The organism is Streptomyces bacillaris (assembly GCF_003268675.1).
Lineage (GTDB): Bacteria > Actinomycetota > Actinomycetes > Streptomycetales > Streptomycetaceae > Streptomyces > Streptomyces bacillaris.
The window spans coordinates 3,573,115-3,594,914 of the sequence record NZ_CP029378.1 but is presented as its reverse complement, the minus strand read 5'-3'; the positions used below and the strand labels follow the sequence as shown (position 1 = coordinate 3,594,914).

Genomic DNA, 21,800 nt, shown 5'->3' with positions numbered 1-21,800 from the left:
GTGAGGGGGCCTTCGGGTGCGTGGGGCCTTCGCGTGAGGGGACCCTCGGTTGAGTGGGACCTTCGGTTGAGGGAGCCCTCGGGTGAGTCCGGGGGCTCCTCCCTCTTCCTGATCTGACGCGTGCGCGTCAGAATTCGAGGGCCTGCCCCCCACGGCCCCTGGAGGCGCCCCCATGTCCTCGATCTCCCCCAACTCCCCTGCTGAAACGCGGCTCTTGAGCACACGCAGGGGGTTCCTGGCCGGAGCCCTCGCCGTCTCCGCCACCGCGATCGTCGGGGCCGCGCCCGCCGTCGCCTCGACACGGAAGGCCGTCCGCGGCACTCAGGACTGGATGGGCGGCCTGCCCGACTCCATCGAACTGCGGCGGCTCACGATCCCGGGCACGCACGACTCGGGCGCCCGGTTCGGCGGGCCGTGGACGGAGTGCCAGAACACCACGATCGCCCAGCAGTTGCAGAGCGGCATCCGGTTCCTGGACGTACGGTGCCGGATCACCAGCGGGTCGTTCGCGATCCACCACGGGGCCGCGTTCCAGAACATGATGTTCGGCGATGTCCTCATCGCCTGCCGGGACTTCCTGGCCGCGCGGCCGAGCGAGACCGTCCTGATGCGGGTCAAGCAGGAGTACTCCTCCGAGAGCGACGCGGCGTTCCGGGCGGTCTTCGACGACTACCTGGACGTACGGGGATGGCGCTCCCTGTTCCGGCTGGACTCCACGCTCCCCTCGCTCGGCGGCGTTCGGGGCAAGGTCGTGCTGCTGGCCGACAACGGGGGTCTGCCCGGAGTGCGTTACGGCGATCAGGCCCTCTTCGACATCCAGGACGACTACATGGCGGAGCCGTTCGCCAAGTACCCGAAGATCGAGGCCCAGTTCCGCAAGGCGGCCCAGCAGCCAGGCAAGTTCTTCATGAACTACGTCTCCACCGCCGCCCTGATGCCGCCCCGCTGGAACGCCGACCGGCTCAACCCCCAGGTGCACGCGTTCCTCGAACGCTCCGAGACGGCCGGCTGGACGGGGCTCGGCATCGTTCCGATGGACTACCCGAACCAGCGGGGCGGGCTGGTGGAGTCCTTGATACGGCACAACCCGGCGGGGTGAGGGGGGCCGGAACGTAGGCTCATCCCTCACGTGATCGACTCGTCAGGGGTGGGGATGCCATGAAGCTGTTCGGAACCTTGAGAAGACCGGCCGGGGCGCTGGGCGTTCTGGCGCTGCTGCTCGGCGCCGTGATCGCCGCGCCGCCGGCCGGGGCGGTTGCGGCACCGGGGCCGGTGTCGGCAGTACCGGCGGCACAGGAGTCAGCGGCCGTCGCGGCGGAGCCGAAGAACCTCCAGGTCATGTCGTGGAACATGTGCGACATCCCGCGCTGGAACTGTGCCGACACCGGCACGAGCGCCCAGAAGGCGGGCGTCGTCAAACACCACATCGACAACACCTGGGTGCACGCCGTCCTCCTCCAGGAGGTCTGCGAGAACACCCTCGCCACGCTGATGACCGAGCTGGGCCCGGGGTGGGGCAAGGCGTTCCACCCGTACCGCTGGTCGCAGAACGGCGTGAAGCACGACAGCCCCTGCGTGGAGGGGAAGCCCGAGCGGGCGGGCACGGCGATCATCGTCAAGGGCGGGATCCAGGACGCCCGGACCTACCCGACCACCCAGCCGTGGACGGGGCTCCAGGCGCCCTTCCACTGCGCGACGGCCCCCTACTGGGACAACATCCGGCTCTGCAACGTCCACGCCTCCTGGCTGGGCATCAACCCGGACCACCCCACCTGGGACTACCGCGACGACCAGTTCGCGGAGATCAAGGCGGTCGTGGACCAGTTCCCCCGTACGGTCTTCGGCGGTGACTTCAACGCCAAGTCGCCGGACGCGCCGAACAACCCCCACGCCTGGGTCTGGCCGCAGGGCCTCTACTCCCAGGGGCCGGGCACCGAGGGCTACCAGGAGTGCGACCAGACGGGGACGTCCCGCACGGGGCGCCCGACGCACGACTCCGGGGTGAAGATCGACTACATCTTCAGCAGCGAGACCCGGCGCTGGTGCGCGGTGGCCGACACGGCGTACTCGGACCACCACGTGATGATCGAGAGCGTGGCCGTCGGCTGACGGCCACGAGGACCGGGGCGCTCACATCCCCGGCGGCGGTGTGGGCGCCCCCGGCAGCCTGATCGTGGCGGTCGTGCCCGGGCCGCCGTCCGGGGCCGGGCGGAGGGTGATCTCGCCGCCCGCCTGCTGGACCGTGCGGGCCACGATGGAGAGGCCGAGGCCCGAGCCGGGGAGCTGGCGGGCGGAGGGGGAGCGCCAGAAGCGTTCGAAGACGTGGGGGAGTTCCTCGGCGGGGATGCCGGGGCCCCGGTCGCGTACCGTCAGCTCGCCCCGGTGCAGGCGCACGTCGATCGTGGCGCGGGGCGGGCTGAACTTCACCGCGTTGTCCAGGACGTTGACGATCGCCCGCTCCAGGGCCGCCGGTTCGGCCCGTACGTACCAGGGGGCCAGGTCGTCGGTGATCGTCAGCTCCGGGCCGCGGAGGCGGGCGCGTTGCAGGGCGGTACGGGTGATGTCGTGCAGGGCCACCACCTGGAGCGGGCCCGGCTGGGCGGCGTCGGGGCGGGCCAGCTCCTGGAGGTCGCCGATCAACGCGGCCAGCTCCGTCATCTGGGCCTTCACCGAGGCCATCAGCGCCTTCCGGTCCTCCGGCGGGATCACCCGGCCCGTCTCGTCGCTCCGCGCCAGCAGCTCCACATTGGTCCGCAGCGAGGTGAGCGGGGTGCGCAGCTCATGGCCCGCGTCCGCGATCAGCTGCGCCTGCCGGTCGCGCGAGGACGCCAGCTGGGCCGTCATGGAGTTGAAGGAGTTCGACAGGCGGGCGATCTCGTCCTCCCCGTCGACCGGGATCCGTACGGTCAGGTCTTCCGTACGTGCCACATGTTCGACCGCTTCCGTCAGCTCGTCGACCGGACGCAGCCCCGCCCGCGCCACCCACAGCCCGGCCGCCCCCGCGCCGATCACCCCGATCCCGGAGACGGCCAGCAGCACCCAGGCGAGCTGGCCGAGCGGGTCGGTGACCTGGGCCATCGGGACGGCGACGGAGACCGCCAGGTTCGGGCGGTCCGGCACGGGCGCGGTGTGCACGCGCATCGCGGTGCCGTTCTCGGCCTTCGTCGTGTGCGTCACGTCCTCGCGCAGCCCGGCCGCGACGGCCCGGTCCTCGTCCTGGACCGGGATGGCGGGCTTGCCGGGCAGCGTGCAGGGCCGGTTGCCGGTCGGGGAGACCAACTGGATCGTGTACGGGCCCGTCACGATCTGGAGGTCGCCGGGCAGCCCGCTCGTGCAGGACGCCGTCAGCACCACGATCGCCTTCTCGGCCGGCTTGACCTGGGAGAGTGTGGTGTCGAGCTGCTCGGTCAGCCGGTCGCGCGTCGTCACCCAGCACGCCACCGCCACCGCCGCGACCGCCACCGCCACCGCCGTGGCGACCAGCAGCGCGAGCCGCGAGCGCAGCGGGAGGGTACGGAAGCGGCGGACCAGGCCGGTTCTCCTGGGGGAGGTGGGAGAGCCGTCTGCTCTGGTGGACCCGGTTGCCATGGTTGCCCCGGTGGATCCGGCAGGACCGGCAGGCCCGGCGGACCCCGTCGCCTTGCTTCCGCGGCCTGCGGGAGGAGGTTCCGCCGTGCTCACGCCTCGCCGCTCCCGTCCGCACGGAGCGCGTACCCCACCCCGCGTACGGTGTGGACCAGGCGCGGTTCGCCGCCCGCCTCGGTCTTGCGGCGCAGGTACATCACGTACACGTCCAGGGAGTTGGAGCTCGGCTCGAAGTCGAAGCCCCAGACCGCCTTGAGGATCTGCTCCCGGGTCAGCACCTGGCGCGGGTGGGACAGGAACATCTCCAGCAGCGTGAACTCCGTACGCGTCAGCTCCACCCGCCGCCCGCCCCGGGTGACCTCGCGGGTGGCCAGGTCCATCCGCAGGTCCGCGAAGGAGAGCACGTCGTCATCGGGGGCCTGGGCGCCCGCCGCCGCTGCCGACGCGTACGAGCTGCGGCGCAGCAGGGCCCGGATGCGGGCGAACAGCTCGTCCAGCTCGAACGGCTTGACCAGGTAGTCGTCCGCGCCCGCGTCCAGGCCGGTGACCCGGTCCCCGACGGTGTCGCGGGCGGTGAGCATGAGGATGGGCGTGGTGGAGCCGGTGGCGCGGATGCGGCGGGCGGCGGTGAGGCCGTCCATCCGGGGCATCTGGATGTCCAGGACGATCAGGTCGGGGCCGTACGCCTCGGCCATCGCCAGGGCGTCGTACCCGTCGACCGCCACCTGGGTGCCGTACCCCTCGAAGGCCAGGCTGCGCTGCAGCGCCTCGCGTACGGCAGGTTCGTCGTCGACGATCAGGATGCGCTGGGGATCGTCTTCGGCGGGGCTCATCGCTGTCTCGTCCTCTTCTCGTTCCGGCCTGGTCCGTCCGCTCCGCGTCTGCGGGGGCGCTCTCAGCCTCGCACGGTCAGGAGTTGTTCCCCGCGCGCAGGGTGTCCAGGTCGGCCTTGAGCGTGTTCACCGGGATCGCGAAGCCGAGGCCCACGCTCCCCGCCGCCGAACCGCTGCCCGCAGCCGACGAACTGGGCGAGTACATCGCGGAGTTGATCCCGATGATCTCCCCGTCCATGTTGATCAGCGCCCCGCCGGAGTTGCCGGGGTTCAGGGAGGCGTCGGTCTGGAGCGCCTTGTACGTGGTCGTCTTCTCGCCCGTGTCACCGTTGAACTGCTGCCCGCCGAACTCGAACGGCCACTCCCGGCCGCCGCCCTGCCCGCCCCGGCCCTGGCCCGAGCTGCCGGAGTCGTCCTTGGCGATGGTCACGTCCCGGTCCAGCGCCGAGATGATCCCGCTGGTGACCGTGCCCGTCAGCCCCTCCGGCGAGCCGATCGCCACGACCTGGTCGCCCACCTTGACCTGCGAGGAGTCCCCGAGCGTCGCCGTCTTCAGCCCACTCGCGCCGCGCAGCTTGATCAGCGCCAGGTCCTTGTCGGGGTCGGTGCCCATGACGTCGGCCGTGTAGGTCCTGCCGGTGGAGAGCGTGACCTCGATCTGCTGGGCGCCCGAGATCACGTGGTTGTTGGTGACGATCTCGCCGTCCTCGGTGATCACGACTCCGGAGCCGGTGGACTTGCCAGCCGAGGAGGTCGCCCCGATCTCGACGATGGCGGGCGAGACCGCCTCCGCGACGCCCGCGACCGTCCCCTTGCTGCTCTGCGAGACCGTGGTGCCCTGGACCGTGCCCGTGGAGCCGGTCGCCTGGGCGGAGCCGCTGTTCAGCTGGCCGATCAGGGTCGCCGTACCGCCGCCGATCGCCCCGGCGGCGATCGCGACCGCCGCCAGCAGCGCCACCGGCCGCTTGGCCCTGCGCCGCCCGGCGGGGGAGGGACCGGTGGCGGAGCCGGGGGCGTACGGGGGCGGCGGCGGGAAGCCACCTGCGCCCGCGCCACCGTCGTACGCCGCGCTGCCGTGAACCGCGCCGTCGTACGCCGCGCTGCCGTGCGCCGCCGTGCTGTACGCCGGGGTGTTCGCGGTCCCGCCGTGCGCACCGCTGCCGTGTGCCGTGTCGCCATGTGCCGTGTCGCCGTACGTCGTGCTGCCGTACGTCGTCCCGTCGTACGTCGTGCTGTCGTACGGGTACGAGGTCATGTCCTGGTCCGTCGTCTGCGCGCCGCTCGGGCGGGGGCTCTCCGTCATGTGCATCAGCCTCGCGAGCGAAGATGAGAGCACCCTGAGTACGTCCTGAGAAGCCCGGAAGAAGCGCGTATGCCCGCTGTAAAGACGCGTAGGTCCGCTGGAAGGACCAGGGCCGCCACCTCGTCGGCGGGGTCCTACGGCGTCGGCTCCCCGCAGCCGCACGAGCGCCGGATCACCAGCGCCGAGGGGAACTGCTTCAGCCGCTCCCGGCGCGAGCCCACGACCCGGAGCGAGTCGTCCAGCACCAGGTCCACCGCCGCCCGCGCCATCGCCGGGCGGTCCGAGAAGACCGTGGTCAGCGGCGGATCGGTGAGCCCGGCCTCCTTCACGTCGTCGAAGCCCGCCACCGCCAGCTCGCCGGGCACGTCGATGCGCAGCTCGCGCGCCGCCCGCAGCACCCCGATGGCCTGGTCGTCCGTGGCGCAGAAGATCGCCGGGGGGCGGTCGGGGCCGGAGAGCAGCCCGAGAGCCACCTGATAGGCGTCGTACCGGTTGTACGGGGCCTGGAAGAGCCGGCCCTCCGTCGAGCGGCCGGACTCCCGCATCGCCCGGCGCCACCCCTCGACGTGGTCCGCGACCGGGTCGCCGACCGCCGGGGTCTCCTCCGTGCCGCCGAGGCACGCCACGTACGCGTGGCCGTGCTCCAGCAGATGGCGGGTGGCCAGCTGGGCGCCGCCGACGTCGTCCGTCACGACCGCCACGTCGTCGATCGCCTCGGGGCGCTCGTGAAGCAGCACGACCCGGGCGTCCCAGGCCTCTATCTCCGCCGCCGCGCGCTCGCTGGGGCCCTGGCTGACGAGGATCAGGCCGGAGACGCGCATCCCGAGGAAGGCCCGCAGATAGTGGACCTCGCGCTCGTCGCGGTAGTCGGAGTTGCCGACGAGGACCATCTTCCCGCGCTCGGCGGCGGCCTGTTCGACCGCGTGGGCCATCTCCGCGAAGAAGGGCTGCCGGGCGTCCGGGACGATCATTCCTATGAGATCGGTCCGCCGCGAGGCCATGGCCTGGGCGACCCGGTCGGGCCGGTACCCCAGCTGCTTGATCGCGGCGAGCACCCGCTCGCGCGTGGCCGGGGCGACCGGCCGGGGTCCGTTGTTGATGACGTAGCTGACGACCGCGGTCGACGTCCCCGCCAGTCTCGCCACATCGTCCCGCGTCACCTTGGCCACGCGCGGCAGTCTACGCGGATGGACCTATCCCTTGGCAGCCCGGACCGGGGCTTCTTCCTCCGCCGTGGCCGACGAGGACTGCTCCGAACGGGCGACGGGGTCGTCGGCCTTCTGCCGTCCGGCGGCCCGCTCCTTCGCCTCCTCGGCGGCGCGCTCGACCTTCTCCGGCACGACGAAGCGGTAGCCGACGTTGCGGACGGTCCCGATCAGCGACTCGTGCTCGGGGCCCAGCTTCGCGCGCAGCCGCCGGACGTGGACGTCGACCGTCCGCGTACCGCCGAAGTAGTCGTAGCCCCAGACCTCCTGGAGGAGCTGGGCGCGGGTGAATACCCGGCCCGGGTGCTGGGCCAGATATTTCAGCAGTTCGAATTCCTTGAAGGTCAGGTCCAGGACCCGGCCCTTGAGTTTCGCGCTGTAGGTGGCCTCGTCGACGGAGAGATCACCGTTGCGGATCTCCATCGGGGAGTCGTCGGAGGTGATCTGCTGGCGGCCGGTGGCCAGCCGCAGCCGGGCCTCGACCTCGGCGGGCCCCGCGGTGTCCAGCAGGACGTCGTCGATGCCCCAGTCGGCGGTGACGGCCGCGAGACCGCCCTCGGTGACGACGAGGATCAGCGGACAGCCGGGCCCGGTGGAGCGCAGCAACTGGCAGAGCGAGCGGACCTGGGGGAGGTCGCGGCGCCCGTCGATGAGGATCACGTCGGCGCCCGGGGTGTCCACCAGGGCCGGGCCCTCGGCCGGGGCCACCCGCACGCTGTGGAGCAGGAGCCCGAGGGCGGGGAGCACCTCCGTCGACGGCTGGAGTGCGTTCGTCAGAAGCAGCAGTGAACTCATCGCCGCCCACCTGCCTGGCTCGGTCGATCGTGTTGCACGGTTCGCTCGCCCATTACGTCGGTCCTCCTCGTTCCCTGCGAGAGGGGCACTCCCGGGTCGGACCCGGGGGAGTATGCGGCACTGCTTCGTACGTCAGCCGGTATTACGTGCGATCCCGCGCCCCGGGGACCGCTGAGCTTCTCGAAACGTCTGCGTAACAACGCCCGGTAAAGCACAAAAGGACCCGGGGGCTGCATTGCCCAGGTCCTCTTCGCAGCAGAATAGCCCACATGTGTTCCGCGTCCGAGGGTCCGATCCGGGGTTCTTCTGTTCCCTTGCTCACGCAGGTACCGCGTTTCGCCACATTGCTGACGGATGACGGCGTACCGGTCGAGGCGGTGTACGAGCCGTGTACGGCGGGTTCCGGGACGGGCCCCGGGGCGGCTCCCGGAGCCCGTACGGAGACGGTGGCCGGCACCCCCGCGATCGTCGTCGCGCACGGCTTCACCGGCTCGGTCGACCGCCCTGCCTTACGCCGTGCCGCGCGGGTGTTCTCCCAGCGTGCGGCCGTGATCACGTTCTCGTTCCGGGGGCACGGACGGTCCGGCGGGCGCTCCACGGTGGGCGACCGCGAGGTGCTGGATCTGGCCGCCGCGGTGGCCTGGGCGCGGGCCCTCGGACACTCCCGGGTCGTGACCGTCGGCTTCTCCATGGGCGGATCCGTGGCGCTCCGGCACGGCGCTCTGTATACGGATCCCTCCTCGAAACGGAGTCCAGGGTGCGGCCCGGATGGTTTCGGGGCATCGGATGCATCCGTTCGTGTACCGGAGCGCGAGAGGCGCACGGCGGAGCACTCGGGGGCGCACTTCGGCGCGCATGCGGCGGACACCTCCGCGGCCGCGTATGACGCGTATGCGGACGCCGTGGTTTCGGTCAGCGCACCGGCCCGCTGGTACTACCGGGGTACGGCCCCGATGCGCCGGCTGCACTGGGTGGTCACCCGGCCCTCGGGGCGGCTGGTCGGGCGGTACGGGCTCCGTACCCGGATCGCCACGGAGGAGTGGGACCCCGTCCCGCTCTCCCCGGCCGCCGCGGTCCCGCTCATCGCCCCGGCCCCGCTGCTCCTCGTCCACGGCGACCGGGACCCCTACTTCCCGCTCGACCACCCGCGGATGCTGGCCGACGCGGCGGGGGAGGGCGCGGAGCTGTGGCTGGAGCGGGGGATGGGGCACGCGGAGAACGCGGCGGACGACGCCCTGCTGGCCCGGATCGCCGCCTGGGCGACGGGCGCGCCGCGCGCGTGACCCATCATGGAGAGCCGACGCACGACGCGTCCGACGAACCGACCGAAGGAGTTGCGCCATGGCAGCGGGGACGATCCGCTACTGGGCCGCGGCCAAGGCCGCCGCGGGCACCGCGGAGGAGCCGTACGCGGCGGCGACCCTCGCCGAGGCGCTCGACGCCGTACGCGAACGGCATCCGGGCGAGCTGAGCCGGGTGCTCCAGCGGTGCTCGTTCCTCATCGACGGCAATCCCGTCGGTACCCGTGGGCATGAGACCGTACGCCTTGCCGAGGGCGGCACGGTCGAGGTGCTCCCGCCGTTCGCAGGAGGATGAACCGCAGGCCATGAGCAGCAGCGATCAGCAGTACCCGTATCCGTACGAGCCCCAGCAGCAGCCGCCCGTGCCGCCGCAGTCGTCCGTGCCGGCGTCGCCCGTGACGCCGCAGCCGCCCACGCAGCAGCACTGGCCCGACGGAACGGCCGGGCAGTCGGCCCTGCCCCAGGAGCCGGGCGCCTTCGACCAGGGCGCGACCCAGACCTGGCAGGCGCCGACCTGGGACACGCAGTACCAGCCGACGATCCGGCGGGACGCGGCGCCGCAGGGATACGGACAGCCGGAGCCGGACGCGTACGGTGCGCCTCGGCCGGCGGCGTACGGGACGGGGGCGGACGCGTACGGAGGCGGGCAGGGTTCCGATCCGTACGGGAACGGGCAGGATCCCGGTTCGTACGGGGGCGGGCAGGGTTCCGGTTCGTATGGGACGTCTCAGCCGTCGCAGCCGTACCAGGAGCCGCAGCCGTACCAGGAGCCTCAGCAGCGGGCGCAGTACCGGGAGCCGCAGTACCAGGAAGGGCAGTACCACCAGCCTCAGCAGCCCCAGCCGTACCAGCAGCCTCAGCACCAGGCCCAGCACCAGCACCAGGCCGCCCAGCCTGAGCACCAGGCCCACCAGCCTCAGCAGCCCCACCAGCCGGTGCCCTCCGCCGCCGACACCGCGTATCTGCTCCCGCAGGGCGCCTCCGGCTCCCTCCCGCTGCCGCCCGAGGTCCCGGTCCCGGCCCCGGCCGCTCCCGAACCCGCGTCCCAGGCCCCGCAGCCGTCGTCGGCACAGCCGCAGGCCGCCCGGCTCGACGACTCCGGCTACAGCGCGCCCACCACCCTCGGCAACGCCCGGATCACCGACGCCCAGCGGGCGAGGGCCGAGGGGCGGTCCCCGATCATCGCGCCCGGTATGCAGCCCGCCGCGCTCACCGCCGGGCTCGGCCTGCTCCTCGCGGGCGGCGCGGCCATCGGCCCGTACGCCCTGCTCGTCCCGCTCGTCCTGCTCCAGGCGCTGACGGCCGCCGGCTGGTTCCGGCTCAACGGCATGTGGCCCGCCCGCCAGGGCATCGCGCTCGCCTTCGCCGGCGGTCTCGTCGCCGATCTCGCGCTCCTCACGGCGGGCCGGGAGCACGGACCCGCCGCGCTCCTGGGCACCCTGGGCGTCTGGGTGCTGCTCACCGTGGTCCTCCAGCTCCGCAGCCACGCGGCCGCCGACGAGCGGCTGTACGGCCTGATGGCCACGGTCGTCTCGGCGGCCCTCGCGGTCCTGGCCGCCGGGCACCTCGCGGCGGCCGAGGACGCGGTGGTGGTCGGCGGGGTGGCGGTCGCGGCGGCCGTACTCGCCCGGGCCCTGCCGCTCCCGGGCATCGCGTCGGTCGTGGTGGCGCTGCTCGCGGGCGCGGGAGCCGGCATCGCGACGGGCGGTCTCACGGAGTACGGCGGCCAGGGCGCGCTGCTCGGCCTCGCGGCGGGCGTCTGTGCGCTGATCGGGCTGCGGGTGGCGAGCTACGACTACCCGTCGCGCTTCGTCCATATGACGGCCGGGGTGGCGCTGCCGCTCACCGCGGCGGCCCCGGCGGTCTACCTGATCGGCCGCGCGCTGGTCTGACGTGTACTCAACGGGGGTAACCGCCCCGGGAACCGATCGGGGGGTGCCGCTCGTCGATCACCCGGGGGATCGACCGTACGGCTGAGGTGGGGGAACGACACACATGCGCGCACTGCGAATACTGCTGGTCCTGCTGGTGGTGGTCGGCGGGATCTTCGTCGCCGTCGACCGGGTGGCCGTCCATCTCGCGGAGTCGGAGGCCGAGGACCGGGTCAGCCTCAGCGGGGGCAGCGCCGGGAGGACCGAGGTGTCGATCAAGGGCTTCCCCTTCCTGACCCAGGTCGCCGCCTCCCGGCTCGACCGGGTGGACGTCTCCCTCAGCGGGATGCGGACCGAGGCCGGCGGCCGCGCGGTCCGGGTCGACGAGGTCCGGGCCGAGCTGTACGACGTGAAGCTCGGCGCCGGCTACTCCACCGCCACGGCGGCCCGCGCCACCGGCACCGCCCTCGTCTCGTACGAGGACCTGACGGCGGCGGCGGACGACGGCGTCACCGTCGCGTACGGCGGCGACGGCAAGGTGAAGGTCACCGGCACGGTCGAGGTCCTCGGCCGCCCGATCTCCCGCAGCGTGCTCTCCACGGTGACCCAGGTCGACGGCCACACGGTCAGGGTGCGCGCGGACGAGGTGCCGGGTGAGGGCATCCCGGGCGTGGAGCAACTGGTGCGCCAGAAGACGGACTTCGAGCGCGACATCGACGGTCTGCCGAAGGGGCTGGAGCTGCGGAAGACCCAGGTCACGGAGAAGGGCCTGGAGATCGGGCTGGAGGGCTCGAACGTCTCGCTGACCGGCTGAACCCTCCGGACGACCGGCCGGACGACCGGCCGGACGGGCCGGGCTGACGGGCCGGGGTGACGGGCCGGGGTGACGGCAGCGACGGGCCGGTGCCATGCGCTCCCGCCCGGTGATCCGGATAGTGAGACGGCAACGTCCGGTCCGTAGATGCGCGGCCGACGGGGAGCAGCGGGGAACCGGCTCCGGGGTGCGCCCACCCGCCCCGCGTCTCGCATCACGGATGATCGCGTCTCACCATGCGACACGGCGGTGACATCTCCGCCCGTACCTCCCTACGATCGGACGCATGAAGCGACAGGCGGATCTCACGAAGCGGCGGGCAGTAGACCTGTGCCGCGTCGCCGCCATGCTCTGTCGCACCTCCTGAGCGGGACGTTCGTCCGTCCCGCTGCTCCCCGGCCCTTCGACCGCACTGTCAGGGCCGGCCCCCGTGCCCCGTACGCGCCACGCTCCGTCCGTCCGCGTGTATACCCGCACACCCGCACCGCACACACTCCGCATCTCGCACCACCCCGCCGCAGACTGCCCCGGAGGAGAAGAACATGAGCCGCAGCGACGTCCTGGTAGACGCCGACTGGGTCGAGGCCCACCTCGACGACCCGCAGGTTGCCATCGTCGAGGTCGACGAGGACACCTCGGCGTACGAGAAGAACCACATCAAGAACGCGATCCGGATCGACTGGACGAAGGACCTCCAGGACCCGGTCCGCCGTGACTTCGTGGACCAGGCCGGCTTCGAGAAGCTGCTCAGCGAGAAGGGCATCGCCAACGACACGCTGGTCGTCCTCTACGGCGGCAACAACAACTGGTTCGCGTCCTACGCCTACTGGTACTTCAAGCTGTACGGCCACGAGAACGTCAAGCTCCTCGACGGCGGCCGCAAGAAGTGGGAGCTGGACTCCCGCGACCTGACCGACGCCGTCCCGACGCGCCCGGCCACCCAGTACAAGGCCAAGCCGCAGGACGAGTCGATCCGCGCCTACCGCGACGACGTCGTGAAGGCCATCGGCAGCCAGAACCTGGTCGACGTGCGCTCGCCCGACGAGTTCAGCGGCAAGCTGCTCGCCCCGGCCCACCTCCCGCAGGAGCAGTCGCAGCGCCCCGGCCACGTGCCGAGCGCCCGCAACATCCCGTGGTCGAAGAACGCCAACGACGACGGCACCTTCAAGTCGGACGACGAGCTGAAGGCCCTCTACGAGGCCGAGCAGGTCGACCTGTCGAAGGACACCATCGCCTACTGCCGCATCGGTGAGCGTTCCGCGCTCACCTGGTTCGTCCTGCACGAGCTGCTCGGCCAGGAGAACGTCAAGAACTACGACGGTTCCTGGACCGAGTACGGCTCCCTCGTCGGCGTGCCGATCGAGCTGGGCCCCGCGAAGTAACCGACCGACCCGACCGACCCGCACGACCCGACCAGAAGGACAGAACCATGTGTGGAGCAAAGGCCGGCGGCCCCGACGCTTCGACGATCAAGCCCGGTGAGACCACCATCCAGGGCAGCGTGACCCGCGACGGCGAGCCCGTCACCGGTTACGTCCGCCTGCTGGACTCGACCGGCGAGTTCACCGCCGAGGTCCCGACCTCGGCGACCGGACAGTTCCGCTTCTACGCGGCCGAGGGCACCTGGACGCTCCGCGCCCTGGTCCCGGGCGGCAGCGCCGACCGCACGGTCGTCGCGCAGACCGGCGGGCTCTCCGAGGTCGCGATCGCCGTCTGATCCACGGCATGGCCGCCTGACCGACGGCACCGATACGGCCGAAGGGCCGCACCCCAGGGGGTTGGACGCCACCTGACGCGGGGTGCGGCCCTTCGCGCCGTTCCGGGCCGTCCTGTTACGGAGGCCCGGCGACCGCCCTACGCTGGAGGTATGTACGCCCGGCGCCGGCGGAACTACTTCCTCCTGATGGGCGGATGCGTCGTCCTCTTCGTCTCCGCCTGGGCCGTCGTCCGCCTCTGGTCGATGCCCGCTGCCATCGCGATGTGCCTGGTCGCGATGGTGATCCCGCCCGTCGCCGCGATGCTCGCCAACCGGCGGGGGCCGGAGGACCGGTGGTGGGACGACCCCTCCGGCGACCCGAAGTCCGACGAGTGGTGGGACGAGCTGGACGGCAAGAAGCGGTACTGACCTGCGGGGAAGGCCGGTACTCGAGGGAGGCTCGAAGTACCGGTACCCGGGCGGGAGAGTCAGTATCGGGGCCAAGGCCAGTACCTGGGCGAGGTCAGTAGACGAGCGCCTGCGTGCCGTCCGCCATGGCCTCCTGCACGAAGACCTGCGCCCCCGCGATCCGTACGCCCTTCAGCACGTCCTGCTCCGTGATCTCCCGGCGCGCCGCACACTGCGTGCAGAGGGTGACCCGGCCGCCCGCCAGGATCGAGTCGAGCAGATCGGGCAGCGGGGCGGCGTGCGGCAGCTCGAACTCGGCGGCCCGGCCCGGCAGTGCGAACCACGACGACTCACCGGTCAGCCAGAGCGAGACCTCCACACCACTGGCCACGGCCACCGCCGCCACGGTGAACGCCTGCGAGCAGCGCTCGGCGGCCTCGGGCCCGGCGGTCACCTTGATCACAAGCTTCTTCGACATACACCGAACTGTAATCCTCCAGCGGACAACCTCCCCCCTGACCTGCGGGTCATCTGTGTGCGCGGATGCGCCGCCCGCGCTTCGAACTCGCTACGGGGGGACCCCTTTTGGAACCGAACGACACCGTTTCGCCCACCAGCAGACCCCGGGGCCGCACGGCACTGATCATCGCCGCCGCGGCCCTGCTCGGGATCTCCGGCGGCACCGCCGTCGGCTACGGCATCCAGTCCCAGCGGCCACCGACGCCCCTGCCCGCCCTCTCCCAGCCCGGCCTGGCCTACCCGGCGAAGCCGCTCGCGGCCGACAAGGCCCCGGCCCCGCTGCCCGCCTCCGAGGACCGGCGGGTCCGGACGGACGGGGACCTGCGCAAGCTGCTCCTGGAGCGGCCCAAGGGGGCGGAGGCTTCTCCGGACTACCCCCGCGAGGGCGGCGAGTGGATGCCGTATGCGGAGTACGCCCGGTACTTCAAGGACGGGGAGGGCATGTTCCGGTACTTCACCGAGAGCGGTCTGCGCCGGGTCGCGGCGACCGAGTGGGTACAGAAGGACCGGTACACCCATCTCGCCCTGGTCCAGTTCAGGCCGGGCCTGGACAGCTACGCCCCCGATCACCTCGCCAACCAGCTCTCCTACATGCCGGAAGCGAAGGAGGGGGCCGGTAACGCTGGGGATCCGATCGAAGGCACCGGCCAGGGGCGCTACTTCCTCTACCCCGTCGAGCGGGAGGCCGGCTATCTGCCCCTCTATCGCGCCAGGGCGCTGGCCGTACGCGGAGACATCATGATCGACATCGGCATCAGCGATGTGAAGCCCATCAGCAAGAAGGACATCCGCGTCCTCGCCGAACGACAGCTGGAGCGCCTGTGAGCGACGACGCCGAGATCACTTCCGCCGCGCCGGAGGCCTCCACCACTCCGGAAGCCCCCGCCGCACCGGAGCCCTCCGCCCCGAAGCGCCGACGGGCCGTGGCCACCGTGCTGCCGCTCGTGCTGGTCCTCGCCGCGGTGGGCGGCGGCGCCGCCTACACGGCCCAGGCCGTGAGCGGCGCCGACCGGACCGTCGAGACGGCCGTCTGGGACGACAGCGCCCCCGAGCCGGGCCCCGACCCCGCGGCGAGGGCCGACCGCGGCAGGGCGGACACCGAGCTGAGCAGGCTGCTGCTGCCCGTGCCCGAGGGCTACCGGCTCGGCCCGGACCTCGCCGGCCTCAGCAACGACGGGGAGGCCGGCGGGGAGGCCGCCGTCGCCGCGCTGAAGGAGGAGGGCGGGCGCGGGCTGAGCGCCAAGCAGTACCGCCAGCTCGACGCGCTTATCGGCAAGCTCAAGGTCCGGGGCGTCGCCCACCGCTCGTACGCCGCCGACTCCGGCGACCTGGTGCTCTCCGTGCGGGTCACCCAGGCCGAGAACGCGCGGACGGTCCGCACCCTCCACGAGCAGAAGACCGCCCTCGTGGAGGCATTCGGCGTGCTGGACAAGGGGCCGAAGATCGACGGCCACAAGAACGCCACCTGCTACCGCCTGCCCGACGACCGCGAGAACCCGGTCGACAGCATCGCCTGCTACGCGTACGAGGGCGGGACATCGGTGACCTTCCAGGTGGACGGCCCCAAGCCGCTCCGCGCGGCCACGGTCGCCGGCCTGGTGAAGCAGCAACTGGACCACATCACGTCCCCGGGGATGTCCGTATGAGCGATCAGATGAGCGACCAGCAGACCGTGGCGGCCGCCTCCGTCCCGCCGACGGAGACCGCCGCGCCCACCACGTCCCCGGCCGCGCCGGAGGCCCCCGCACCCGCCGCTCCCCGCCCGCCGCGCCGCGCCCTGCGGGCCGTCGCCCGGTGGACGGCGGCGGTGCTGGTGTTCGGCGGGCTCGGTACGGGGACGGCGCTGGTGATCACCTCGGCCGAGCGGGGCGACGTCCCCGGGCTCGCCACCGAGGACGACGGGCGCTGGGCGTACCCGAAGCTCTCCCTCCCCGCGCTCCCGGCCGGCTCGCCCCGCCCGTTCACCGAGGCCAACGCGGCGCAGATCCACCACGCGGACCTGCGCGAGCTGCTGCTGCCCGCACCCGCCGGGTCCACCCCGGACAAGGCGCTGAACGGCGGCTGGGTCAAGCAGGAACGGTTCCTCAGCGAGTACCGCGCCGAGGACCGCGACGAGCTGGACCAGCTCCTGACCGACACCCCGCCCCGCCACATCGCCGCCCGGGGCTGGACCATGCCCGACGGCACCCGGGCCCGGATCTATCTGCTCCGGTTCGACTCGGCCGGTGCCGTCACCGACGTACAGCGGGAACTGAACATCGGGGTGACGATGCGCTGGCCGCTGGCCGGGGCGGAGGAGGTCGCGTTCGACACGACCTGGAAGTCCCCGCGGGCGGTGGAGGGGGTGGCGTCGTACGTGTTCACCGTGAAGGCCCCCCACGGCGACGCGCACACGCGCCAGGCGTACTCCGTCGCCGGTGACACGCTCGCCCTGATCGTCCACGAGCGCCCCGGCGAGGCGGAGGCTGCCCGCATTCCGTTCCAGCAGACGGTGATCCTCCAGAACCAGCTGCTGGGCTGAGGCGCACAGCCGGGGGAGGAGGGGGGCCGGGCGGTGGTGACGCCGTTCGGCCCATCCCTGGACGAGAGGGCCTCGGCCCCACCCATTAGGCTGGGGCCCGGCCCTGTACTGCCGCCATACCGCTCATTCCGAGGAGCCCCCGTGCTTGAGGCATTCTTCTCCGCCCTGCTGATCCTGGTCTGCGTCGGCGTGCTCGCCTTCACGGTCGTCGCCGTGAAGAAGCTGTACCAGGGCCAGCGCTGACCCACCGCCGTACCCGATCGTTCCGCCCCCTCACAGATCGTCTGAGCCGCTCATGATCGAGATCCCGTCCGACCTCCACCCGGACCTCGTCCCGCTGGCCTTCCTCATCGGCAAGTGGGCGGGTGCGGGCGTCTCCGACTTCCCCGGCGCCGAGAAGTGCAACTTCGGCCAGGAGGTCACGTTCAGCCACGACGGCCGTGACTTCCTGGAGTACGTCTCCCACACCTGGGTCCTGGACGGCGAGGGCAACCAGGTCCGCCCGCTGGAGTCCGAGTCCGGCTACTGGCGCATCGACAAGGACCGCAAGGTCGAGGTCGTCATGGTCCGGGACCAGGGCGTCGTCGAGATCTGGTACGGCGAGCTGGCGCACCAGAAGCCGCAGATCGACCTGGTCACCGACGCGGTCGCCCGCACCGCGGCCTCCGGCCCGTACAGCGGGGGCAAGCGGCTCTACGGGTACGTGAACAGCGACCTCATGTGGGTCGGGGAGAAGTCGACCCCCGACGTCGAGCTGCGGCCGTACATGTCGGCGCACCTGAAGAAGGTCGTCACCCCGGAAGAGGTCGCGGAGATGGCGCGGAACCTCCCGGACATGCCGGACGACGGCATCGCGTTCTTCAAGTAGGCCCCGTACGGCCCCGTACGGCACGACCCTCCTGGCCGGTGCTCGCCCGTCCTACACTGGGCCTGTGGTGAGCACCGACTGGAAGACCGATCTTCGGCAGCGTGGCTACCGGCTGACGCCGCAGCGTCAGCTCGTCCTGGAGGCGGTCGACGCCCTGGAGCACGCGACTCCGGACGACATCCTGTGCGAAGTGCGCAAGACCGCGTCCGGGGTGAACATCTCCACGGTCTACCGGACCCTGGAGCTCCTGGAGGAGCTGGGGCTCGTCAGCCACGCCCACCTCGGCCACGGCGCCCCGACGTACCACCTGGCCGACCGCCACCACCACATCCACCTGGTCTGCCGGGACTGCAAGGACGTCATCGAGGCGGACCTGTCCGTCGTCACCGAGTTCACCGAGAAGCTCCGCGCCGACTTCGGCTTCGACACCGACATGAAGCACTTCGCGATCTTCGGCCGGTGCCAGGCCTGTACGGCCGCGAGGGACGAGAAGTCCGAGTCGTAGGCTGGGCGGTATGAAGAGCCCCCTGCTGTCCCTGCCCGGTGCCGTCGCGGCCGAGGGCCGCGACGAAGGTGTCGCCGCACACTACGGCGATCTGTTCCGCGAGCAACGCGCCCTCGCGGACGGCACCGGCCTGGTCGACCTCTCCCACCGCGGTGTCGTCACCGTCAGCGGCGACGACCGGCTGAGCTGGCTGCACCTGCTGCTCACCCAGCACGTCAGCGACCTCGCCCCGCACCGGGCGACCGAGGCCCTGATCCTCTCCGCCAACGGGCACATCGAGCACGCCATGTATCTCGTCGACGACGGGACGACGGTGTGGATGCACGTCGAACCCGGCACCCAGGGCGAGTTGATCGCCTACCTGGAGTCGATGAAGTTCTTCTACCGGGTCGAGGTCGCCGACCGCACCGAGGACATCGCCGTCGTGCACCTCCCGGCCGGCTCCATCGCGGAGGTCCCGGACGGGGTGACCGTACGGGAGACCCCGCAGGGCCGGGACGTCTTCCTGCCGCGCGCCGACCTGGAGGCGTACGCCGCCGCCAACGGCCCGGTCGCCGGGATCCTGGCGTACGAGGCGCTGCGCGTCGAGGCGCACCGGCCGCGCGTCGGCTTCGAGACCGACCACCGCACCATCCCGCACGAGCTGGGGTGGATCGGCACCGCCGTCCACCTCCAGAAGGGGTGCTACCGGGGCCAGGAGACCGTCGCCCGCGTCCACAACCTGGGGAAGCCGCCGCGCCGGCTGGTCTTCCTGCACCTGGACGGCAGCGAGGTGCACCTGCCCGGCCACGGGACGCCGGTCCGGCTGGCCGCCGACGGCGAGGAGGGCCGCCAGCTCGGCTTCATCACCACCTCGGCCCGCCACCACGAGCTGGGCCCGATCGCCCTGGCGCTGGTCAAGCGGAACGTGGCCGTGGACGCGGAGCTGCTCGCGGGGGACACGGCGGCGGCGCAGGAGACGGTGGTCGAGCCGTAGGGCGTACGCCTTCGCGCTCCGGGCCGTAGGCCGTACGACACGTCGTCGAGCGCCAGGGCGTACGGCGTCGAGCGGCGGGCCGTAAGGCGTACGGCGCTGGGCCGTACGCCGCCGGGCCGGGGGCCGTCCGCCGCCCGGTGCCGCCGTCGTACCGTCACACCTCGATGATCACCGTGAACGGGCCGTGGTTCGTGAGCGAGACGCGCATGTCCGCTCCGAACCGGCCCGTCGCCACCTGCGCGCCCAGCGCCCGCAGCTGGGCCACCACCTCGTCGACCAGCGGCTCGGCCACCTCGCCGGGAGCGGCGGCGTTCCAGGTGGGGCGGCGGCCCTTGCGGGCGTCCCCGTAGAGGGTGAACTGCGAAATCACCAGGAGGGGGGCATTCACATCCGAACAGGACTTCTCGCCCTCCAGGATGCGGACGGACCAGAGCTTGCGGGCCAGCTGGGCCGCCTTCTCCGGGGTGTCGTCATGGGTGACTCCGACCAGCACACACAGGCCCTCGCCGATGATCTCGCCGACGACGCCGTCCGCCCCGGGGTTCTCGCCCGTCCCGGCCACCGAGACGCTGGCGCCGTCCACTCGCTGTACCACTGCACGCATACAGACCAACCTATCTTGGGCTGAACGGGTACAGAGTGTCTGCGGGGCACCTTGCAGGGTGGCACCATGCACGATGTCGGTGTGCCGACGCACCGGTCGAGGGGACGGAACAGCATGAGTACCTATGGAGCCGGACAATCTCCCGGGCCCGCACCGGGCGCACCGACCGGCGGCGTTCCCGCCGGTACCGGTACGAGTACCAGTACGGGCACCGCCACCGGCACCCTGCGCTCACCCGTACGGCCCATTCTGCCCGGCGGTCTCGCGTCCGTGCCGGAACAGGGCGGCGGGGAGGCCGGGTTCGGCGGGCTGCGGCTGCCGGAGCTGCGGACCCTGCGCCGGGAAGCGCAGCGGGACGAGGCCGATCTCAGCTACGTACGCCGACTGGTCCAGGGCCGGATCGACATCCTCCGCGCCGAGCTGACCCGCAGGCGGGACCCGCAGGCGCCGGTGCCCGAGGCCCCGGTGGTGGACCGGCTCTCGGAGATCCTGGCCGACGCCCCGTCCCGGCACCGCACCTCCGCCCGGCACGTCACGCTGACGACCCCGCGCGGCGACGAGTTCCGGCAGCTGGCCGCCGAGAACCTCGCGGAGGTGGAGCTGTCGGACCTGGCCGCCCGGACGGACGAGGAGCTGCACGACGCGATGGGCCGGCTGGTCCGCTACGAGCAGCAGGTCTCCCGGCGCCGCCATGAGCTGCAGCGCACGACGGACGATTGCAGCGCGGAGATCGCCCGCAGGTACCGTGACGGGGAAGCCCAAGTGGACGACCTGCTCGCCTGAAGCGACCTTCCGGAACTCCGAAGCGACCCTTCGGAACCCTGGAACGGCCCTGCGGAACGCGGCGGGTCCCGCACACCCGCCCGTCCGGCCGAACCTCCGGGCGGCGGGTCCCGTAACGACCCGGCCGCCGCCCCGACCTCCGGTGGCGCCGGGCTTCGTACCGCCCGTACCGACCGTCTCCCGGAAGGCCACCATGACGTCCACCGACGCCGCCCCTGCCGCGATAGCCCCCGCCCCGCCCGTGCTGGCGGAGGTCGTACGGTCCGGGTTCACCGAGGGGCACCACCGCGGTTCGCTGGTCCTGCTCGCCGCCGACGGGAGCGTGGAGCGGACGCTCGGTGACCCCGGCGCCCCGGTCTTCCCCCGCTCCTCCAACAAGCCGATGCAGGCCGCCGCGATCCTGCGGGCGGGCCTGGAGCTGTCCGGGGAGCGGCTGGCGCTGGCCGCCGCGAGCCACTCCGGTGAACCGTTCCACCTCGACCTCGTACGGAAGATGCTCGCCGAGCACGGGCTGACCCCGGACGACCTGCAGACCCCGCCCGATCTGCCGCTGGACCCGGTCGCCGCCGAGACCTACCTCGCCGCCGGGAACGTACGCGAGCGGATCACCATGAACTGCTCCGGCAAGCACGCCGCCATGCTCGCCGTCTGTGTCCGCAACGGCTGGGACACCGCGAGCTACCTCGACCCCGCCCACCCCCTCCAGCAGCTGGTCGGCCAGGTCGTGGCCGATGCGGCGGGCGAGCCGGTCGCGGCGGTCGGCACCGACGGCTGCGGGGCCCCGCTGATGGCGATCGGACTGACCGGCCTCGCCCGCGCCTTCCGGTCCTTCGTGTTGGCCGAGCCGGGCAGCGCGGAGCGCCGGGTCGCGGACGCGATGCGCGCCCACCCGGAGTACGTGGCGGGCACCCGGCGCTCCGACACCTGGCTGATGAGCGAGGTCCCGGGGACGCTCTCCAAGATGGGCGCCGAGGCCGTGCAGGCGGTGGCGCTGGCCGACGGGCGGGCCCTCGCCTTCAAGATCGACGACGGGGCGACCCGGGCGCTCGGCCCGGTGCTGGCCCGCGCGCTGGAGCTGCTCGGCGTGGACGCCCCGGTGGTGGCCCGGATCGGGCGGTCGCCGCTGCTCGGCGGGGCGGCGGAGGTCGGGGAGATCCGGGCGGTGTTCTGAACGGGGAGCGGTGCTCCGGGTTCCGGGCGGTGTTCCGGGCCC

At 72.3% G+C, this 21,800-nt stretch carries 25 protein-coding genes; 18 read left to right on the top strand and 7 right to left on the bottom strand.

Going from position 1 to position 21,800, the window contains the following annotated elements; all coding sequences use genetic code 11:
- Positions 1-172: 172 nt before the first annotated feature.
- A complete protein-coding gene (locus DJ476_RS15305) occupies positions 173-1,099 on the top strand; it encodes a phosphatidylinositol-specific phospholipase C (protein WP_112490772.1) in 927 nt (308 codons plus the stop codon).
- Positions 1,100-1,158: 59 nt separating this feature from the next.
- Positions 1,159-2,109, top strand: a complete 951-nt coding sequence (locus DJ476_RS15300) for an endonuclease/exonuclease/phosphatase family protein (protein ID WP_241565729.1) — start codon at positions 1,159-1,161, stop codon at positions 2,107-2,109.
- 21 nt (positions 2,110-2,130) lie between these two features.
- Here the strand turns inward: DJ476_RS15300 and DJ476_RS15295 are convergent, their stop codons facing one another.
- From DJ476_RS15295 to DJ476_RS15275, 5 genes are all read right to left on the bottom strand, one after another.
- A complete protein-coding gene (locus DJ476_RS15295) occupies positions 2,131-3,588 on the bottom strand; it encodes a HAMP domain-containing sensor histidine kinase (protein WP_112490771.1) in 1,458 nt (485 codons plus the stop codon).
- Positions 3,589-3,677: 89 nt separating this feature from the next.
- Positions 3,678-4,418 carry a response regulator transcription factor gene (locus tag DJ476_RS15290; RefSeq protein ID WP_018490339.1) on the bottom strand — a complete coding sequence of 247 codons (741 nt, stop codon included), beginning with the start codon at positions 4,416-4,418 and terminating at the stop codon, positions 3,678-3,680.
- A 76-nt stretch (positions 4,419-4,494) separates the two neighbouring features.
- Positions 4,495-5,721 (bottom strand): S1C family serine protease, encoded by a 1,227-nt coding sequence (locus DJ476_RS15285; protein ID WP_112490770.1) that lies wholly within the window; start codon positions 5,719-5,721, stop codon positions 4,495-4,497.
- A gap of 134 nt (positions 5,722-5,855) precedes the next feature.
- Positions 5,856-6,890 carry a LacI family DNA-binding transcriptional regulator gene (locus DJ476_RS15280; RefSeq protein WP_070199356.1) on the bottom strand — a complete coding sequence of 345 codons (1,035 nt, stop codon included), beginning with the start codon at positions 6,888-6,890 and terminating at the stop codon, positions 5,856-5,858.
- Between the two features lie 24 nt (positions 6,891-6,914).
- On the bottom strand, positions 6,915-7,721 hold the full coding sequence (locus DJ476_RS15275; protein WP_018490342.1) for a response regulator transcription factor: 807 nt from the start codon (positions 7,719-7,721) through the stop codon (positions 6,915-6,917).
- 344 nt (positions 7,722-8,065) lie between these two features.
- Between DJ476_RS15275 and DJ476_RS15270 the strand changes: the two genes are divergently transcribed.
- The 8 genes from DJ476_RS15270 to DJ476_RS15240 all read left to right on the top strand — a co-directional run bounded on the left by DJ476_RS15270 (position 8,066) and on the right by DJ476_RS15240 (position 13,832).
- On the top strand, positions 8,066-9,004 hold the full coding sequence (locus tag DJ476_RS15270; RefSeq protein ID WP_112490769.1) for an alpha/beta fold hydrolase: 939 nt from the start codon (positions 8,066-8,068) through the stop codon (positions 9,002-9,004).
- Between the two features lie 58 nt (positions 9,005-9,062).
- Positions 9,063-9,317: a MoaD/ThiS family protein gene (locus DJ476_RS15265; RefSeq protein ID WP_018490344.1), complete on the top strand. Its 255-nt coding sequence runs from the start codon at positions 9,063-9,065 to the stop codon at positions 9,315-9,317.
- Between the two features lie 10 nt (positions 9,318-9,327).
- Positions 9,328-10,914 (top strand): hypothetical protein, encoded by a 1,587-nt coding sequence (locus DJ476_RS15260; protein WP_112490768.1) that lies wholly within the window; start codon positions 9,328-9,330, stop codon positions 10,912-10,914.
- 103 nt (positions 10,915-11,017) lie between these two features.
- Positions 11,018-11,707, top strand: coding sequence for an LmeA family phospholipid-binding protein (locus DJ476_RS15255; protein WP_103420687.1), 690 nt, complete (start codon positions 11,018-11,020; stop codon positions 11,705-11,707).
- 286 nt (positions 11,708-11,993) lie between these two features.
- On the top strand, positions 11,994-12,074 hold the full coding sequence (locus tag DJ476_RS36065; protein WP_350240574.1) for a putative leader peptide: 81 nt from the start codon (positions 11,994-11,996) through the stop codon (positions 12,072-12,074).
- Between the two features lie 175 nt (positions 12,075-12,249).
- Positions 12,250-13,089 carry a sulfurtransferase gene (locus tag DJ476_RS15250; protein WP_053560120.1) on the top strand — a complete coding sequence of 280 codons (840 nt, stop codon included), beginning with the start codon at positions 12,250-12,252 and terminating at the stop codon, positions 13,087-13,089.
- A 47-nt stretch (positions 13,090-13,136) separates the two neighbouring features.
- Positions 13,137-13,424, top strand: a complete 288-nt coding sequence (locus DJ476_RS15245; protein WP_018490348.1) for a DUF1416 domain-containing protein — start codon at positions 13,137-13,139, stop codon at positions 13,422-13,424.
- Positions 13,425-13,574: 150 nt separating this feature from the next.
- Positions 13,575-13,832 (top strand): DUF3099 domain-containing protein, encoded by a 258-nt coding sequence (locus tag DJ476_RS15240; protein WP_070199362.1) that lies wholly within the window; start codon positions 13,575-13,577, stop codon positions 13,830-13,832.
- A 94-nt stretch (positions 13,833-13,926) separates the two neighbouring features.
- Here the strand turns inward: DJ476_RS15240 and DJ476_RS15235 are convergent, their stop codons facing one another.
- Positions 13,927-14,289, bottom strand: coding sequence for a DsrE family protein (locus DJ476_RS15235; RefSeq protein ID WP_019761201.1), 363 nt, complete (start codon positions 14,287-14,289; stop codon positions 13,927-13,929).
- Positions 14,290-14,396: 107 nt separating this feature from the next.
- Here DJ476_RS15235 and DJ476_RS15230 point away from each other — a divergent pair, with 107 nt between their 5' ends.
- The 6 genes from DJ476_RS15230 (at position 14,397) to ygfZ (ending at position 19,200) form a co-directional block, all read left to right on the top strand.
- Entirely contained in the window at positions 14,397-15,155 is a 759-nt protein-coding gene (locus DJ476_RS15230) for a hypothetical protein (RefSeq protein ID WP_112490766.1), read from the top strand.
- A complete protein-coding gene (locus tag DJ476_RS15225; RefSeq protein WP_112490765.1) occupies positions 15,152-15,976 on the top strand; it encodes a hypothetical protein in 825 nt (274 codons plus the stop codon). The genes DJ476_RS15230 and DJ476_RS15225 overlap by 4 nt, the downstream gene beginning before the upstream one ends.
- Complete coding sequence (locus DJ476_RS15220; RefSeq protein WP_112490764.1) at positions 15,973-16,851, top strand: hypothetical protein; 879 nt, start codon at positions 15,973-15,975, stop codon at positions 16,849-16,851. The genes DJ476_RS15225 and DJ476_RS15220 overlap by 4 nt, the downstream gene beginning before the upstream one ends.
- Before the next feature lie 295 nt (positions 16,852-17,146).
- Positions 17,147-17,719, top strand: coding sequence for an FABP family protein (locus tag DJ476_RS15210; protein WP_019761366.1), 573 nt, complete (start codon positions 17,147-17,149; stop codon positions 17,717-17,719).
- A gap of 64 nt (positions 17,720-17,783) precedes the next feature.
- Positions 17,784-18,224, top strand: a complete 441-nt coding sequence (locus tag DJ476_RS15205; RefSeq protein WP_019761365.1) for a Fur family transcriptional regulator — start codon at positions 17,784-17,786, stop codon at positions 18,222-18,224.
- 10 nt (positions 18,225-18,234) lie between these two features.
- Complete coding sequence (gene ygfZ, locus DJ476_RS15200) at positions 18,235-19,200, top strand: CAF17-like 4Fe-4S cluster assembly/insertion protein YgfZ (RefSeq protein ID WP_028419668.1); 966 nt, start codon at positions 18,235-18,237, stop codon at positions 19,198-19,200.
- A gap of 154 nt (positions 19,201-19,354) precedes the next feature.
- Here ygfZ and dtd read toward each other — a convergent pair whose 3' ends face one another.
- Positions 19,355-19,804: a D-aminoacyl-tRNA deacylase gene (dtd, locus tag DJ476_RS15195; protein ID WP_103420694.1), complete on the bottom strand. Its 450-nt coding sequence runs from the start codon at positions 19,802-19,804 to the stop codon at positions 19,355-19,357.
- A 114-nt stretch (positions 19,805-19,918) separates the two neighbouring features.
- Here dtd and DJ476_RS15190 point away from each other — a divergent pair, with 114 nt between their 5' ends.
- Complete coding sequence (locus DJ476_RS15190; RefSeq protein ID WP_241565730.1) at positions 19,919-20,587, top strand: RsiG family protein; 669 nt, start codon at positions 19,919-19,921, stop codon at positions 20,585-20,587.
- Between the two features lie 193 nt (positions 20,588-20,780).
- A complete protein-coding gene (locus tag DJ476_RS15185; RefSeq protein WP_112492523.1) occupies positions 20,781-21,758 on the top strand; it encodes an asparaginase in 978 nt (325 codons plus the stop codon).
- Positions 21,759-21,800 lie beyond the last annotated feature (42 nt).

Coding starts and splice junctions, on each gene's coding strand:
- DJ476_RS15305 (WP_112490772.1), top strand. CDS start 173: ATGTCCTCGATCTCCCCCAACTCCCCTGCTGAAACGCGGCTCTTGAGC.
- DJ476_RS15300 (WP_241565729.1), top strand. CDS start 1,159: ATGAAGCTGTTCGGAACCTTGAGAAGACCGGCCGGGGCGCTGGGCGTT.
- DJ476_RS15295 (WP_112490771.1), bottom strand. CDS start 3,588: ATGGCAACCGGGTCCACCAGAGCAGACGGCTCTCCCACCTCCCCCAGG.
- DJ476_RS15290 (WP_018490339.1), bottom strand. CDS start 4,418: ATGAGCCCCGCCGAAGACGATCCCCAGCGCATCCTGATCGTCGACGAC.
- DJ476_RS15285 (WP_112490770.1), bottom strand. CDS start 5,721: ATGACGGAGAGCCCCCGCCCGAGCGGCGCGCAGACGACGGACCAGGAC.
- DJ476_RS15275 (WP_018490342.1), bottom strand. CDS start 7,721: ATGAGTTCACTGCTGCTTCTGACGAACGCACTCCAGCCGTCGACGGAG.
- DJ476_RS15265 (WP_018490344.1), top strand. CDS start 9,063: ATGGCAGCGGGGACGATCCGCTACTGGGCCGCGGCCAAGGCCGCCGCG.
- DJ476_RS15260 (WP_112490768.1), top strand. CDS start 9,328: ATGAGCAGCAGCGATCAGCAGTACCCGTATCCGTACGAGCCCCAGCAG.
- DJ476_RS15255 (WP_103420687.1), top strand. CDS start 11,018: ATGCGCGCACTGCGAATACTGCTGGTCCTGCTGGTGGTGGTCGGCGGG.
- DJ476_RS36065 (WP_350240574.1), top strand. CDS start 11,994: ATGAAGCGACAGGCGGATCTCACGAAGCGGCGGGCAGTAGACCTGTGC.
- DJ476_RS15250 (WP_053560120.1), top strand. CDS start 12,250: ATGAGCCGCAGCGACGTCCTGGTAGACGCCGACTGGGTCGAGGCCCAC.
- DJ476_RS15245 (WP_018490348.1), top strand. CDS start 13,137: ATGTGTGGAGCAAAGGCCGGCGGCCCCGACGCTTCGACGATCAAGCCC.
- DJ476_RS15240 (WP_070199362.1), top strand. CDS start 13,575: ATGTACGCCCGGCGCCGGCGGAACTACTTCCTCCTGATGGGCGGATGC.
- DJ476_RS15235 (WP_019761201.1), bottom strand. CDS start 14,289: ATGTCGAAGAAGCTTGTGATCAAGGTGACCGCCGGGCCCGAGGCCGCC.
- DJ476_RS15220 (WP_112490764.1), top strand. CDS start 15,973: ATGAGCGATCAGATGAGCGACCAGCAGACCGTGGCGGCCGCCTCCGTC.
- DJ476_RS15210 (WP_019761366.1), top strand. CDS start 17,147: ATGATCGAGATCCCGTCCGACCTCCACCCGGACCTCGTCCCGCTGGCC.
- ygfZ (WP_028419668.1), top strand. CDS start 18,235: ATGAAGAGCCCCCTGCTGTCCCTGCCCGGTGCCGTCGCGGCCGAGGGC.
- dtd (WP_103420694.1), bottom strand. CDS start 19,804: ATGCGTGCAGTGGTACAGCGAGTGGACGGCGCCAGCGTCTCGGTGGCC.
- DJ476_RS15190 (WP_241565730.1), top strand. CDS start 19,919: ATGAGTACCTATGGAGCCGGACAATCTCCCGGGCCCGCACCGGGCGCA.
- DJ476_RS15185 (WP_112492523.1), top strand. CDS start 20,781: ATGACGTCCACCGACGCCGCCCCTGCCGCGATAGCCCCCGCCCCGCCC.